The sequence below is a fragment of the Nocardia sp. NPDC004168 genome, assembly GCF_040610355.1.
Lineage (GTDB): Bacteria > Actinomycetota > Actinomycetes > Mycobacteriales > Mycobacteriaceae > Nocardia > Nocardia sichangensis.
The window spans coordinates 147,608-162,968 of sequence record NZ_JBEXME010000012.1; the positions used below are offsets into that span (position 1 = coordinate 147,608).

Annotated in this window: 10 protein-coding genes and 1 pseudogene; 7 read left to right on the forward strand and 4 right to left on the reverse strand. The window is 69.3% G+C overall.

The genetic code is table 11. From position 1 onward, the window contains the following. Window position 1: 1 nt before the first annotated feature. Together ABZW96_RS22225 and ABZW96_RS22230 are read right to left on the reverse strand one after the other, a co-directional pair. Window positions 2-1,237, reverse strand: a complete 1,236-nt coding sequence (locus ABZW96_RS22225) for an AMP-binding protein (RefSeq protein ID WP_355077284.1) — start codon at window positions 1,235-1,237, stop codon at window positions 2-4. A 92-nt stretch (window positions 1,238-1,329) separates the two neighbouring features. Continuing rightward, window positions 1,330-2,124, reverse strand: a complete 795-nt coding sequence (locus ABZW96_RS22230; protein ID WP_355077286.1) for an enoyl-CoA hydratase/isomerase family protein — start codon at window positions 2,122-2,124, stop codon at window positions 1,330-1,332. Window positions 2,125-2,162: 38 nt separating this feature from the next. On the opposite strand from ABZW96_RS22230, the gene ABZW96_RS22235 reads away from it, so the two are divergent. The 6 genes from ABZW96_RS22235 to ABZW96_RS22260 all read left to right on the forward strand — a co-directional run bounded on the left by ABZW96_RS22235 (window position 2,163) and on the right by ABZW96_RS22260 (window position 13,609). After that, entirely contained in the window at window positions 2,163-3,188 is a 1,026-nt protein-coding gene (locus tag ABZW96_RS22235) for a glutathione S-transferase C-terminal domain-containing protein (RefSeq protein ID WP_355077288.1), read from the forward strand. Between the two features lie 138 nt (window positions 3,189-3,326). Beyond that, on the forward strand, window positions 3,327-4,058 hold the full coding sequence (locus tag ABZW96_RS22240; RefSeq protein WP_355077290.1) for a hypothetical protein: 732 nt from the start codon (window positions 3,327-3,329) through the stop codon (window positions 4,056-4,058). Beyond that, entirely contained in the window at window positions 4,055-5,041 is a 987-nt protein-coding gene (locus ABZW96_RS22245) for an ATP-binding cassette domain-containing protein (protein WP_355077292.1), read from the forward strand. The genes ABZW96_RS22240 and ABZW96_RS22245 overlap by 4 nt, the downstream gene beginning before the upstream one ends. After that, window positions 5,038-5,820, forward strand: coding sequence for an ABC transporter permease (locus ABZW96_RS22250; protein ID WP_355077294.1), 783 nt, complete (start codon window positions 5,038-5,040; stop codon window positions 5,818-5,820). Before ABZW96_RS22245 ends, ABZW96_RS22250 begins: the two co-directional genes overlap by 4 nt. 51 nt (window positions 5,821-5,871) lie before the next feature. Next, a complete protein-coding gene (locus ABZW96_RS22255; protein ID WP_355077296.1) occupies window positions 5,872-9,672 on the forward strand; it encodes an ABC transporter ATP-binding protein in 3,801 nt (1,266 codons plus the stop codon). Between the two features lie 106 nt (window positions 9,673-9,778). Then, window positions 9,779-13,609 carry a multifunctional oxoglutarate decarboxylase/oxoglutarate dehydrogenase thiamine pyrophosphate-binding subunit/dihydrolipoyllysine-residue succinyltransferase subunit gene (locus ABZW96_RS22260; RefSeq protein ID WP_355077297.1) on the forward strand — a complete coding sequence of 1,277 codons (3,831 nt, stop codon included), beginning with the start codon at window positions 9,779-9,781 and terminating at the stop codon, window positions 13,607-13,609. Between the two features lie 78 nt (window positions 13,610-13,687). Here ABZW96_RS22260 and ABZW96_RS22265 read toward each other — a convergent pair whose 3' ends face one another. Both ABZW96_RS22265 and ABZW96_RS22270 read right to left on the reverse strand, forming a co-directional pair. Beyond that, window positions 13,688-13,813: a hypothetical protein gene (locus ABZW96_RS22265; RefSeq protein ID WP_355077299.1), complete on the reverse strand. Its 126-nt coding sequence runs from the start codon at window positions 13,811-13,813 to the stop codon at window positions 13,688-13,690. Between the two features lie 63 nt (window positions 13,814-13,876). Next, window positions 13,877-14,221 carry a hypothetical protein gene (locus ABZW96_RS22270; protein WP_355077301.1) on the reverse strand — a complete coding sequence of 115 codons (345 nt, stop codon included), beginning with the start codon at window positions 14,219-14,221 and terminating at the stop codon, window positions 13,877-13,879. 130 nt (window positions 14,222-14,351) lie between these two features. On the opposite strand from ABZW96_RS22270, the pseudogene ABZW96_RS22275 reads away from it, so the two are divergent. Continuing rightward, window positions 14,352-15,266 (forward strand): annotated as a pseudogene (locus ABZW96_RS22275) (IS481 family transposase); the annotation flags it as partial. Window positions 15,267-15,361 lie beyond the last annotated feature (95 nt).

Consider the following 15,361-nt stretch of genomic DNA (forward strand, 5'->3'; position numbering starts at 1 on the left):
GTCACTCGACGGGCACCGGTTCCCTGCGCACCAAGCCGTCTTCGTCGATCGTCACCTGATCGCCGGTGTGGAACCAGGTTCCGGTGAACCGCGCCGCGGTCGTGGTCGGGTCGTCCCAGTAGCGCGGGGTGACATTCGGCCCGCGGCACAGCAGTTCGCCGTGCCCCGCCATCGCCTGCGGGCCCCACAGCGCCAATTCCGTTCCGCCGAACGGGAAACCGAGTACCGCGGCGGCTTCGGACGAGTCCGCTCGCTCGGCGTCGTCCACCGCGAGGCCGATGCCGCTGGTCTCGGTCGCGCCCCACACCGACCACTGCCTGGCGGCGGGGAACACGCCGCGCAGTTCGGCCGCGAGGGCGGCCGGAGACGCGGCGCGATGACCGGCTTTACTGATCCGCGCGATGCCCTCGGTGCGCAATCCGTCGGAGCGCAGTTCCGCGAGCCGGGGCAGCAGGCCCGCGAAGATCCGCGGCGTCGCGGAGACCATGTCGATGCGCTCGGCGGTGACGGCTTCGGCCATGCCTCGGGTGTCCCGGGTGAGCACCACGGTGCCGCCGACGGCGAAGGTCGGCAACAGCTGATCGACACAGCCGCCCGCGTGCGCCAACGGCAACAGCACCAGGTTGCGCAGGCCGTCGGTCGGCAGGTCCAGCGCCGCGACCACCGAACGCACGGCCGACAGCAGGTTCTCGTTGGTCAGTTCCACGCCCTTGGGCGTGCACGTTCCGCTCGTGTAGCACAGCAGCGCCAGGTCGCCCAGTGCCGCGCCGTCATCGATATAGGCGGCGCCGTCGGGCAGCTCGGTCTCGGCGCCCTTGCCGCCGAGCACGAAATCGGCACGGCTGTCGGCGATCACGCGCTCGGCCACCGACTCCGCGAGCCCGTCGTGCACCAGTACCGGTACCGCTCCGCTGAGCAGTGCGCCGAGGAATGCCTGCACCCATCGAGCGCCGGTGGGCAGGTGGACAGCGACTCGGTCCCCGTATCCGATGCCGTGCTCCTGCAAGCCGCCCGCGATGCGGGAAGCGGAGTGCCACAGCTCCCGGTAGGTCAGGCGCGGGCCGCCGACCTCCACCACGGCTTCGCGGCTCCCGAACGCGTGCACCTGAAGATCGAGTAGTTCGGTGAGCGCGGGTGTGAGGTTTCCGTAGCGCAGCACCCCGTCGGCGCCCCGAGCTAGCGGGTTGTCCCAGACGTGCGGGCCGGTGAGGGGATATTCGACGAGCAACTGCGACATTCGTCCTCCGCGTGCCTCGAGTTATCAGGCACTGCGACTATATGACGCATGTCACAACTTCGCTGGAATAGGCGATGAACGTGTCCTAGCTGTCACCGGCCCGCGTAGCGCGCCTTCCCCGGACCCTGCTCGAGGAAACTGCGCACGCCGCCCTGCAGATCCTCGGTGCCGAACAGCTCGCCGGACACCTCCGGCGTCACCGAATCCGCATGTGCCACACCGCCGGAACGCCAGGCCTCGATGATCTTCTTGGTCGCCGCGTTGGCCTTCGTCGGGCCATCGGCCAGCCGGTGGGTCAGCGCTCGCGCCGCGGTGTCGAGGTCTTCGTGCACGGCGTTGACCACGCCCCACTCGGCCATGGTCGCCGCGTCGTAGAGGTCGCCGGTCATCACGAACTCGCGGGCCCGCCCCGAGCCCGCGCGCTCGGCGAGACGCTGCGGGCCGCCCATCGAGGGGGTAAGCCCGACCACGATCTCCACCAGTCCGAACTTCGCCTTCGGCGCCGCGAGCAGGATGTCGCAGGCGAGGGCGATCTCGAAGGCGGCGGTCAGGGTCAACCCGTGCGCGGCGAACACCACCGGGCACGGCAGCGCCTCCAGCGGATGGATGATCTGCGCGAACAGGGTGCGCCACAACTCGGCGCCTTGCTCGGGCGTCAGGCCGTCGAAGACGTGCACGTCGACGCCGCCGGAGACCACTTTGCCCTCGGCGCGCAGCAGCACCGCGCGCGGCGGCCGCGCCGACAGCTCGGCGATGTCCTCGACCAGCGCGTCCAGCATCGACCGGTCGAAGAGGTTGAGCGGCGGATGGGCGAGCGTGAGGGTCGCCACCTCCGCTCCGCCGTCGGTGACGTCTCGTTCCAGACGGGTGGCCTTCGTTTCACTCATCCGGTCAGCGTACGAGGTCGATCTGGAAGACTGTCGATGTGACCAAGTCGGCCAGCAAAACCGGTTCCTACGTCGAGCCCGGCGAGTTCAAACGCGACACGAACTACATCACCACCCGGATCACGGCCGACGGCCGCGACGGTTACCCGGTCGAGCCGGGGCGCTACCGGCTCGTCGCGGCGCGAGCCTGCCCGTGGGCCAATCGAACGCTGATCGTGCGCCGCCTGCTCGGACTGGAGCCGGTGCTCTCGCTCGGCTTGTGCGGACCCACGCACGACAAGCTGAGCTGGACCTTCGATCTGGACCCCGGTGGTGTCGATCCGGTGCTCGGCATCCCGCGGCTGCGCGACGCCTACCTGGCCAGGTTCCCGGACTACCCGCGTGGCATCACGGTGCCCGCCATCGTGGACGTGCCGACCGGCCAGGTGGTCACCAACGACTACGCGCAGATCACCCTCGACTTCTCCACCGAGTGGACCGCGCACCACCGGCCCGGCGCGCCGCAGCTGTACCCGGAGCCGCTGCGCGCGGAGATCGACGAGGTGAACCTCGCCGTTTTCCGCGACGTCAACAACGGCGTCTACCGCTGCGGGTTCGCCGGTACGCAGGACGCCTACGACGCCGCCTACGACCGGCTCTTCGCGCGGCTGGACTGGCTCTCCGAACGCCTTGCCGCACAACGGTATCTGGTCGGCGACACGATCACCGAGGCCGACGTCCGGCTGTTCACCACGCTGGCCCGCTTCGACGCGGTCTACCACGGGCACTTCAAGTGCAACCGGACCAAGCTCGCCGAGATGCCGGTGCTGTGGGCGTACACGCGCGACCTGTTCCAGACCCCGGGCTTCGGCGACACGATCGACTTCGGGCAGATCAAGCGGCATTACTACGTGGTGCACCGGGACATCAACCCGACCGGGATCATCCCCAAGGGCCCCGACCTGGCGAACTGGCTGACCCCGCACGGCCGAGAGGCTCTCGGCGGCAGGCCGTTCGGCGACGGAACCCCACCTCCCCCTCCGGCATCGGGCGAACGCGTGCCCGCGATCCACACTTCCGCGTAAGGACGCACCCGCCCGGGTCGAAAGCGAGGCAGCCGCCGGTGGAACCGATGCGGCTGGGTACTTCGTTGTCATGACGAGCTGACGGCAACCGGTGCCATACAGTTCTACCCAGCAGACCGGAAGAGGAGGATGCCGCCGATGCTCAAAGGCGCGTTCGAGAAGACGGTGGTCGAACTGCTCGACACCGGGTCCCGCCTGCAGGCCCCCGCGGTCGCCAAGTACGTGGACCGCATTCGCCGCTCCCACCCTGGTGAGAGCCCAGCACAGATCGTCGACCGACTGGAGAAGCAGTACCTGCTCGCGGTGACCGGCAGCGGCAGCGCGGTCGGCGCGACCGCAGCCTTCCCCGGCGTCGGCACCGTCGCGGCCATCGCCGCGGTGAGCGCGGAGACCACCTTCTTCATGGAGGCGTCGGCGGTGTTCACCCTCGCGGTGGCCTCGGTGCACGGCATCACGCCGGAAGACCAGGAGCAACGCAGGGCGCTCGTGCTGGCGGTCGTGCTGGGTGAGAGCGGCATGCAGATCGTGCAGAAGAGCGTCGGCACCTCCGCGAAGAACTGGGGCTCGGCCTTCGCCAACCGCATCCCCGGATTGTCGAGCATGAACGATTCGCTGCTGAAGCGGTTCATCATCCGGTTCATCACCAAGCGCGCGGCGCTGATGGCGGGCAAGGTACTGCCCGCAGGCATCGGCGCGGTGATCGGCGGCGCGGGCAACCGCGCCCTCGGCAAGGCCACGATCACCAACGCGCGCAAGGCATTCGGGCCGCCGCCCACCACCTGGCCGGTCGACCGCCATTTGGTTATCGAGGCCGATCCGCTCACCGCGATCGACCCGGCGAAGCCGCGACCTCCGGCCACTCCGCGATGAGCGGGACGCGGCCGATCGCGTTCGCGGTCCGGGGACTGACCAAGCAGTACGAGCTGGCGACCGCCGTGACGGACGTCAGCTTCACCGTGCCCTCCGGCACCATCGCCGCACTGGTGGGCCCGCGCGGCGCGGGCAAGACCACTATCTTGCGGGTGCTGCTCGGCCTGCTCGCTCCCACCTCGGGAACGGCGTCCGTCGGCGGGCCCGGTTCCCGGGGAAACACCGCGGGCTCCGCGAACGTGATCGGCGGCGTCCTCGCGCCGCGCGGACTGCATCCGGCCCGCACCGCGCGCGAACACCTGTGGGTCTACGCGGCCGCGGCGAACGTCGTCGACAGCCGGGTGACCGAAGTGCTCGAGCTGGTCGGACTGGACGAACACGCCAGGACGAAGATCGGCGCCCTGTCGATCGGGCAGCAGACCAGGCTGGCCCTGGCCACCGCGCTGCTCGGTGACCCCCCGCTGCTGGTGCTGGACGAGCCGATGGACGGACTCGACCCCGCCGAACGCGGCTGGCTGCACGACTTCCTGCGCAAGCACGCCCGGCGCGGCGGCAGTGTCCTGCTGACCAGCGAGAGTCTCGGCGCGGTGCTGCCCGCCGCGGACCAACTGGTCGTGCTGAGCGAGGGCACGGTGGTGTACCAGGGCACTCCGGCGCGCTTGCGGCGCGGGCATCCGGACCGGCTGGTCGTCGCCGCGTCCACCCCCATCGCGCTGGCCACCACGCTTGCGGCACAAGGATTCACGGACGCGGTGATCCGGCCGGACGGCCGCCTCGCCGTCGCCGAGGCGAGCGAAGCGCAGATCAGGACGGCGGCCACCGCGGCGCAGGTGCGGATCGATAGCATCGTGCCCGACCCGATCCACCCCGACCGCGTGCTCGCGTCGCTGACCAGACCCACCGCCACGCCCGCGCCGCACTACCCGGGCCTCTCCGCGCCCGCCCAGCCACCCTCGCCGACGCCCTACGGGATCCCACGATGATCGCCATCCTGCCCACGGACCTGGTGCCGAACGTCAACTCCGAGGTGCGCAAGGTCGTCACCATGCCGCGCGGCCGGACGCTCGCCGCAGCGCCGATCGTCGTGGCGCTGCTGGCGAGCGTCGCGTCGGCGAGCCTGGCCGGGCCGCCGGATCCGCGCGGCCAGCCCGCCACCGGCGCCGCGACGATCGGGCTCTACTTCGGCCTCGCCTTCGTCGTGCTGGCGGCGGCGGTCTTCGGCGCGCTGGCGACCGGCGCGGAGTACCAGTACCGCAGCATGGCCGTGACCACGCTGTTCAGCCCTGACCGCGACCGGCTCGCCGCCGCGAAGTTCCTGGTCATCGGAGGCTGCGCGCTGGCCGCGGCGGTCGCGGTGGAACTGGTGTCGGCCGGCGCGCTGTTCGGCGTGGGGCGCGGCAAGGTCCCGGTCACCGGGGAGTTCTTCGCGGTGCTCGGCGGCGGGCTGCTCGCCGCGGTCTGCTGGTCGTTGATCGGCGCGAGCGCGGGCATCCTGCTGCGGTCCTCGACCAAGGCGGCGGCGCTGCTGCTCGGCTGGAGTGTCGTCGCCGAGCCTTTGATCTGGCTGATCGCGCGCGGTCTCGGTATTCCGGGCGTGGTCACCCTGCTGCCCGTCTCCGCCACCGTCGGCACTGTGGCGGTCGGTTCCTATCCCGACAGCGACTTCCTCGCCCCTACTCCGGCCGCCGTGGTGGTCCTGCTGCTGTGGACCATCGGCCTGGGCGCCGCGAGCTGGTGGAATCTGCGCACCCGCGATCTGTGATCCGAGGACCCGCCGGGAACAACGACTTGTCGGCCGGTGTCGGTACCGTCGATGACGAACGCGGTACGACGAAGGGGACGGGCGAACGACGTGGACGGGGGATGCAGTCCGGGCTGGACACGGAGGCTGTGGGCCGAATGCCTACCGCACCGCGCGGTGCTGGGCGGCCTCGCCGCCGCGGTGCTCGGCGGGGCGATCGTCGAGACAGCGGGTCCGCTGCTGACCAAGCGGGCCGTCGATGCGGCCGGGATCGGTGACACGGCGGCGATCAGCGTGGTCGCCGGGCTGATCCTGGTAGTGGCCGTGAGCCGGTCCGGGGCCGGATTCGGACGGCGCTGGCTGGCCGGGCGGCTGTCGCTGGACGTGCAGCACACCCTGCGGGTGCAGCTGCTCGGCGCACTGCAGCGGCTCGACGGCGTCGGTCAGGACACCCTGCGCACCGGCCAAGTGGTGTCGCGATCGATCACCGATCTGCAGCTCGTCCAAGGACTGCTGGCCATGGTGCCGCTGTCGGGCATGGCCCTGCTGGAATTCGGGCTCGCCGCCGCGGTCATGCTCTGGCTCTCCCCGCCGCTGGCCGCCGTCGCGTTGCTCGTGGTGCCCGCGGTCGGCTTGGTGGTCTACCGCATGCGGCCGCGCCTGCACGCGGCGACCTGGTCCGCGCAGCAGCGTGCCGCCGATCTGGCCCAGCACGTCGAGGAGACGGTCACCGGGGTACGGGTGGTCAAAGGCTTCGGCCAGGAAGCGCGGATGGTCGACCTGCTGGAGCGGCACGGTCGCAAGCTGTTCGCGGAGCGGATGCGCGCCGCACGGATCGACGCGCGCTTCGCGCCGACCGTCGCGGCGATCCCGCAGCTCGGGATGGTCGCGGTCATCGCGCTCGGCGGACTGCTCGCGCTGCACGGCAGCATCGGCATCGGCACCTTCGTCGCGTTCGCCGCCTACGTCGCCGTCATGACCGGCACCGCGCGCATTCTCTCCTCGGTGATCGTCATGGCGCAGCTCACCAGGGCGGCGGCCGAGCGGGTCTTCCAAGTGATCGACACCGCCCCGGTCATCGCCGATCCCGAACGCCCGGTCGAGCTGCCGGACGGCCCACTCGGCATCGAGCTCGATGCGCTGAGTTTCGGCTTCGATCCCGAGCGGCCGGTGCTGCGCGAACTGGATCTGCGCGTGCGGCCCGGCGAGACGGTGGCGGTCATCGGTCCGGCGGGCTCGGGCAAGTCGACACTCGCTCTGCTGCTTCCGCGCTTCTACGCGCCGGACGCGGGCCGTATCCGGCTGTTCACCGACCCCACCGCGCCGCACGCGGGCGCGGTCGACGCGATCAAAGCCCCGACTTCGCGAGCCGGGACCCGAATCGGCGAGGCCGTCGACATCGCCGACGTGCGCGCCGCCGACCTGCGCGCCGCCATCGGCGTCGTCTTCGACGATCCGTTCCTGTTCTCCGACACCATCGCGGCCAATATCGCGCTCGGGCGACCGGACGCCACCGACGAGGAGATCAGGCAGGCGGCCGTCCAGGCCGCGGCGGACGAATTCATCGCCGAGCTACCCGACGGCTACGACACGGTGGTCGGCGAGCGCGGCCTCACCCTGTCCGGCGGCCAGCGTCAGCGGATCGCGCTGGCCAGGACGCTGCTGGCCCGTCCACGCATCCTGGTGCTCGACGACGCCACTTCCGCGGTGGACGCGGTGACCGAGGCGGCGATCTTCGACGCGCTGCCCGACCAGGGCGGACGGACCACGCTCATCCTCGCGCACCGGGAGTCGACGCTCGCCCACGCCGATCGCGTGATCCGGCTGCCCGCGCCCGCCGGGCACCCCGCTCCCGAGCCGGACGCGAGTTCGGCCACGGGCAGGCGAGTCGGCGACGGATCCGCCGGCCGTCGCTTCGGTGCGGCGGCGGCTGACATCAGCGAGACGCCCGAGCTGCGCCGGACCATCGAGCGGCTGCCGCCTGCCACCGAGCAGCCGGACACGGACAGCGAACGCATTCGCGAGCCGGATCCAGGTTTCCGGCTCACCCGCCTGCTGCGTCCCGTCCGCGGGCTGGTGCTGACCGTGATGGCGCTGCTGGCCGTGGACGCGGCGATCGCCATCGCGTTCCCGCCGCTGGTGCGCTACGCGATCGACGGCGGCGTGCTCGGCGACGACGCCGGAGCACTCGTCCGAGCGACACTGCTCGGCGCGGTACTGGCCGCGGCGGGGTTGGCGGTCGGCGCGGCCACCACGCTGCTCACCGCGCGCACCGGGGAACGCGTGCTGTTCGCCCTGCGGGTGCGCAGCTTCGCACACCTGCAACGACTCGGCCTGGACTACTACGAGCGCGAACTGTCCGGGCGGATCATGACGCGGATGACCACCGACGTCGACGCGCTGTCGACCTTCCTGCAGACCGGCGTGGCCACCAGTCTGGTCGGGCTGCTGACGCTGGTCGGCATCACGGTCGCGCTGCTGGTCATCGACGTATCGCTGGCTCTGGTCGTGCTGGCGACGGTGCCCGCCCTCGCGATAGCGACGGTGCTGTTCCGGCGGGTGTCCTCCGCCGCCTACACCGTGTCGCGCGAGCACGTGTCGGCGGTCAACGCCGACTTCCAGGAGAACGTCACGGGCTTGCGCGCGGTGCAGGCGAACCGGCACGAGCCGCGCGCCGCCCGCCGCTTCGCCGAGTACTCGCAGCGCTACCGCAACAGCCGGTTGCGAGCGCAGCGGGCGATCGCGCTGTACTTCGCGTTCGTCGTCGGATGGGCGGACGTGGCGCTGGCTGCGGTGGTGTTCTTCGGTGCGCGCGAGGTCGCCACCGGTGCGACCAGCGCCGGCACGCTGGTCGCGTTCGTGCTGTATCTGGAGCTGCTGTTCGTGCCGATCCTGCAGCTGTCCCAGGTGTTCGACAATTACCAGCAGGCCAGGGTCGGGCTGCGCCGGATCGGTGACCTGCTGCGCACCCCCTCCTCGATCGCCGCCGACCCGGCCGACCCGGTGACCATCGGACCCGCGCTGCGGGGTGACGTGGCGTTCGACGACGTCCGTTTCCACTACCCGGGAAGTCGTGTTCCCGCGCTGGACGGTGTGTCGCTGCGCATTCCGGCGGGTTCCAGCCTTGCTCTCGTCGGCCCGACCGGCGCGGGCAAGTCGACCGTCGTCAAGTTGCTCGCGCGGCTGTACGACCTGCGCCCGGATTCCGGCGAGCGCACGCGAGTGCCCGCCGCAGCAGCCGAAGGACACGCTCGCGACGCGATCAGGGTGGACGGCGTCGACGTGCGCGACTATCGCCTCGCCGACTACCGCTCGCGGCTGGGCATCGTCCCCCAAGAAGCTCACCTGTTCACCGGCGACGTGGCGAGCAACATTGCATTCGGGAAACCATTCGCGACCCCCGACGAGATCGCCGCGGCGGCTGCGGCGGTGGGCGCGACGGAGATGATCGCCGGCCTCCCGCTCGGCATGCAACAACCCGTCGGCGAGCGCGGCCGGGGCCTGTCGGCCGGGCAGCGGCAGCTGATCGCGCTGGCCCGTGCCGAACTGGTCGCTCCGGACTTGCTGCTGCTCGACGAGGCCACCGCGACGCTCGATCCGGACGCCGAGGCATCGGTGCTGGCAGCGAGCAGATCGCTGAGCCGGGACCGCACCACGGTGATCGTCGCGCACCGGCTCGGCACCGCCGCGCGCGCCGACCGGATCGCGGTCGTCGACCACGGGCGGATCGTGGAATTCGGCGAGCATACGGAGCTGCTCGCCGCAGGTGGGCCATATGCCCGGCTCTGGGCAGCGGCACAGGCGTCGGAGGGAATATTCTCGGGTGACGCCGGGTCATCACCAATAGGGTCGGGGGTGTCGGGTGGTCAGTGAATCGGCCGATTTGCTGCTGGGCCTATCCTCAGATAGGGCGCATCGGCGCGCAATCCGCTGATCCCCGTGCCGGGCACGTCACAAACGTCGCAGCGCGAAGAACGAAATGAGGCGAACACCTGCTGTGAGCAGCTCAACATCCCAGTTCGGACAGAACCAGTGGCTAGTCGACGAGATGTATCAGAAGTTCAAACAAGATCCATCATCGGTCGACGAGAGCTGGCACGAGTTCCTGGCCGACTACACGCCTGACGCGAGTGGCGACACCGGCAACAGCCAGCCCGCCCCCGCGACCGCGCAAGCTGCCGCTCCCGCACCGGCTCCGGCGGCCACCAAGCCCGCCGCCGCCACGCGCAACGACGCCAAGCCTGCCGCCGCCCCCGCGGCCCCGAAAGCACCCGCCCCGGCCGCCGCCAAGCCCGCACCGGCTGCCGCCAAGCCCGCACCGGCCGCTGCCAAGCCCGCCGCTGTGACAACACGCACACCGCAGACCACCCCGGCGCCGACTTCGAACGCCGCGCCGACCTCCGGCCCGAAGCAAGCCGACACCGCCGCCGACGAGTCCAAGGTGCTGCGCGGCGCCGCCGCCGCGGTGGCGAAGAACATGTCCGCCTCGCTGAGCATCCCCACCGCGACGAGCGTGCGCGCCATCCCGGCCAAGTTGATGATCGACAACCGCTTGGTCATCAACAACCACCTCGCCCGCACCAGGGGCGGCAAGATCTCCTTCACCCACCTGCTCGGTTACGCCATCGTGCAGGCGGTCAAAGCGTTCCCGAACATGAACCGGCACTACGCCGAGATCGACGGCAAGCCGAACGCGGTCACCCCCGCGCACACCAACCTCGGCCTCGCCATCGACCTGCCCGGCAAGGACGGCAGCCGATCGCTGGTCGTCGCGGCCATCAAGGGCTGCGAGGCGATGACCTTCGGGCAGTTCCACACCGCCTACGAGGACATCGTCCGCCGCGCCCGCGACGGCAAGCTCACCGCGGAGGACTTCTCCGGCGTCACCATCTCGCTGACCAACCCGGGCACCATCGGCACCGTGCACTCGGTGCCCCGCCTGATGAACGGCCAGGGCGCGATCATCGGCGCGGGCGCGATGGAGTACCCCGCCGAGTTCCAGGGCATGAGCGACGAGCGCATCGCCGATCTGGGCGTCGGCAAGCTGATGACGCTCACCTCCACCTACGACCACCGCATCATCCAGGGCGCGGAGTCCGGTGATTTCCTGCGCACCATCCACCAACTGCTGATCGCCGACGAGTTCTACGACGAGATCTTCCACGGTCTCGGCGTGCCGTACGAGCCGATCCGCTGGCGCAAGGACATCCGCGAGCGCGCTGTCGACAAGAGCGCCCGCGTGCTGGAGATGATCGCCGCCTACCGCAACCGCGGCCACCTGATGGCCGACACCGATCCCCTGCGGCTGGTGAAGGACAAGTTCCGCAGCCACCCGGACCTGGACGTCACCCAGCACGGCCTGACCCTGTGGGACCTGGACCGCACGTTCAACGTGGCGGGCTTCCACGGCCAGGACCAGATGAAGCTGCGCGACGTGCTGTCCGTCCTGCGCGACGCCTACGTCCGCCACGTCGGCGTGGAGTACACCCACATCCTCGAGCCCGAGCAGTTGCAGTGGATCCAGGATCGGGTCGAGCAGAAGCACGCGAAACCGACGGTCGCGCAGCAGAAGTACATCCTGAACCGGCTGAACGCGGCCGAGGCGTTCGAGACCTTCCTGCAGACCAAGTACGTCGGGCAGAAGCGCTTCTCGCTGGAGGGCGCCGAGGCCGTCATCCCGATGATGGACGCGGTGATCGACCAGTGCGCCGAGCACAGCCTCGACGAGGTCATCATCGGCATGCCGCACCGCGGCAGGCTCAACGTGCTGGCCAACATCGTGGGCAAGCCCTACTCGAAGATCTTCACCGAGTTCGAGGGCAACATGAACCCGGCCGCCACCCACGGCTCCGGCGACGTGAAGTACCACCTCGGCGCGCAGGGCACCTACCTGCAGATGTTCGGCGACAACGAGATCGAGGTCTCGCTCACCGCGAACCCCTCGCATCTGGAGGCGGTCGACCCGGTCCTCGAGGGCCTGGCGCGCGCCAAGCAGGACCTGCTGGACAAGGGCGACGGCCCGGAGGGCTTCTCGGTCGTGCCGCTGATGCTGCACGGTGACGCCGCGTTCGCCGGTCAGGGCGTGGTCGCCGAGACGCTGAACCTGTCGGGTCTGCGCGGCTACCGGGTCGGCGGCACCATCCACATCGTGGTGAACAACCAGATCGGCTTCACCACCGCTCCGGAGAACAGCCGCTCCACCGAGTACTCCACCGACATCGCGAAGTTCATCGGCGCGCCGATCTTCCACGTCAACGGCGACGACCCGGAGGCGTGCGACTGGGTGGCCCGCCTTGCGGTCGACTTCCGGCAGAAGTTCCGCAAGGACGTCGTCATCGACATGATCTGCTACCGCCGTCGCGGCCACAACGAGGGCGACGACCCGTCGATGACCCAGCCGTACATGTACGACGTCATCGACACCAAGCGCTCGGTCCGCAAGGCGTACACCGAGAGCCTGATCGGCCGCGGCGACATCTCGCTGAAAGAGGCCGAGGACGCCCTGCGCGACTACCAGGGCCAGCTGGAGCGGGTGTTCAACGAGGTCCGCGAGCTGGAGAAGTATTCGCCGGAGCCGAGCGAGTCGGTCGAGGGCGACCAGCCGGTGCCCGCGTCCGTCGTGACGGCCGTGGACAAGTCGATCCTGCAGCGCATCGGCGACGCGTTCCTCAACGTGCCCGACGGCTTCAACGTGCACCCGCGCGTCAAGCCGGTGCTGGAGAAGCGCCGCGAGATGGCCTACGAGGGCAAGGTCGACTGGGCCTTCGCCGAGCTGCTCGCCTTCGGCACGCTGATCGACGAGGGTCGCGCGGTGCGCCTGACCGGTCAGGACTCCCGCCGCGGCACGTTCACCCAGCGCCACGCGGTGATCATCGACCGCAAGACCGCCGAGGAGTACACCCCGCTGCACAACATCGGCAGCGAGAACCCGGGCTGGTTCGCCGTGCACGACTCGGCGCTGAGCGAATACGCCGCCGTCGGTTTCGAATACGGCTACTCGCTGGGCAACCCCAACGCGCTGGTGTTGTGGGAAGCGCAGTTCGGTGACTTCGTCAACGGCGCGCAGTCGATCATCGACGAGTTCATCTCCTCCGGTGAGGCCAAGTGGGGCCAGCTCTCCGACGTCGTGCTGCTGCTGCCGCACGGCCACGAGGGCCAGGGCCCGGACCACACCTCCGGCCGCATCGAACGCTTCCTGCAACTGTGCGCGGAAGGCTCGATGACTGTCGCGGTGCCGTCCACCCCGGCCAACTACTTCCACCTGCTGCGCCGCCACGCACTCGACGGCATCCGCCGCCCGCTGATCGTCTTCACCCCGAAGTCGATGCTGCGCAACAAGGCCGTGGTCTCCGACCTCAAGGACTTTACCGAGAGCAAGTTCCGCTCGGTCTTCGACGAACCGGGCTACGAGCAAGGCATCGGCGACCGCAGCAAGGTCAAGCGCGTCCTGATGACCAGCGGCAAGCTCTACTACGAACTCGCCGCCGAAAAGGCCAAGCAGAAGCGCGAAGACGTCGCTATCGTCCGGATCGAGCAGCTCTACCCGCTGCCCGTCCGCCGCCTCAACGAGGCCCTCGAGGGCTACCCCAACGCCACCGACCTGGCCTGGGTCCAGGAAGAACCGGCCAACCAGGGCGCCTGGCCCTTCTTCGGCCTCAACCTCCCCGAAACCCTCCCACCCCGCTTCGCCAACACCCGACTGCGCCGCATCTCCCGCCGCGCGATGTCGGCCCCGTCCTCGGGGTCGAGCAAGGTGCACGCGGTGGAGCAGGCGGAGATCATCGCGGAGGCGTTCGAGCCGACTAGTTAGTTTCCTGCTGTGACGCCGGGCCGGATCGCTCAATCCTTCGAGCGACCCGGCCCGGTTTCGTATCTGCGGATGATGAGTTCAGGACGCCGAAGGGTTACGACGCCGCTCGAAACCCAATTTCACCCGCGCCTGAACGATCTCGGCACGGGTCAACGGCTCGTCGTCCTTCTCGAAGTCGGCTACCAATTTCCCTAGCTTGTCCATCGCTACACGCTGCTCCAACGCTTCGGCGACATAGGCGGAGAAGCCTCCCGGATCGACATAGGCTCAAGCCTGCTCGACGAAATCCTCAGGGAGACTCATCGAGTACTCCTTACTACCCACCTCTGTGCTAATCCTGGCGCTGGTAGCAGCAGCCTCGTAGCCTCCGGTCAATCCTCGCTGCGTCGGCTTCGGAGCACAGATTCGATCCAGACGTTCCGCGTCGGTCGTATTCGTAGCGGTGATGGTGACAGACGTCGTCTGGCCATCAGCGCCCGTCTCGACCTCGATTGTTACGTCCGAGCGCCGGGATCGCAGAAACCCGGGCAGCTTCTTGATAGCGGCGATCAGAACGGTGGCGCTGGATGTGCCCAGCCGAATGTATTCCGTCGACCACCGTCCCCCCTTCACTTCACAACTAGCTGTTGCGGGGCGTGACGTTGGTGACGCGGTGGCAGTGGTGGTGAGCTGAAGGCGGTTCTTTCGACGGCAGGATGTGAAGCGCCAACTACCACGTCCGCCGCAAGCCGAAAGAACCGCCGTGATTCACCGTAATGCCCCGCTGACAGTCGAGGGCCGCTACCGGCTCGTGCAGCGCTGCCAGACCCGGCCGATCGCTCATGTCGCCGCCGAGATGGGCCTGTCCCGTCAGTGTGCGAGCAAGTGGGTCAACAGGTTCCGCCGGTACGGTGAACTCGGCCTGCACGACCGGTCCTCGACACCGCACCGGTCACCGACAGCGACTCCGGCCCAGATCATCGTCCGGATCGAGCAGCTGCGGCGTGAGCACAAATGGTCGGCACGACGCATCGCCACCGAACTACATACCGAGGGCACGGTGATCTCGGCACGCACGGTGAGCCGTCACCTGCACCAGCTGGGACTCAACCGGCGGCGGTTTCTCGACCCGGCCGGCGTATCGAACCGCGAACCGCGCCGCATCCTCGCCCGCCGACCCGGGCACATGGTCCACGTCGATGTGAAGAAGGTCGGAAGGATTCCGGACGGCGGCGGCTGGCGTGTGCACGGCAAGGGCTCGGACCGGGATAAGGCTGTCGCCCGCACGAAGAAACGCGGCACCCGCACCGGCTACGTCTTCTTGCACACCGCGGTCGACGGCTTCTCCCGGCTGGCCTATACCGAGGCCCTGCCCGACGAGAAAGCCGTCACCGCAATTGGATTCGTTTTCCGGGCGCGAGCGTTCTTCGCCGCTCACGGCATCATCCACATCCAGCGGATCGTCACCGACAACGGCGCCTGCTACAAAGCAACCGACTTCGCGAAAGTCCTGCTCGGAGCGCGGCACCAGCGCATCACGCCCTACACGCCACGACACAACGGCAAGGTCGAGCGCTACCCCCGGATCCTGGCCGAGGAATTTCTCTACGCCCGAGAATGGACCAGCGAAACCCAACGCGCCGACGCACTCGGCGTCTGGAACATCCACTACAACTATCGACTTATGGTCGTGGAAGCATCGTTTCGCGGGAGTAGCTACCCGGTGAAGGGGTGCCAGGAGGCGGGCGCGGCTGGCTCGACAACTATCTGTTG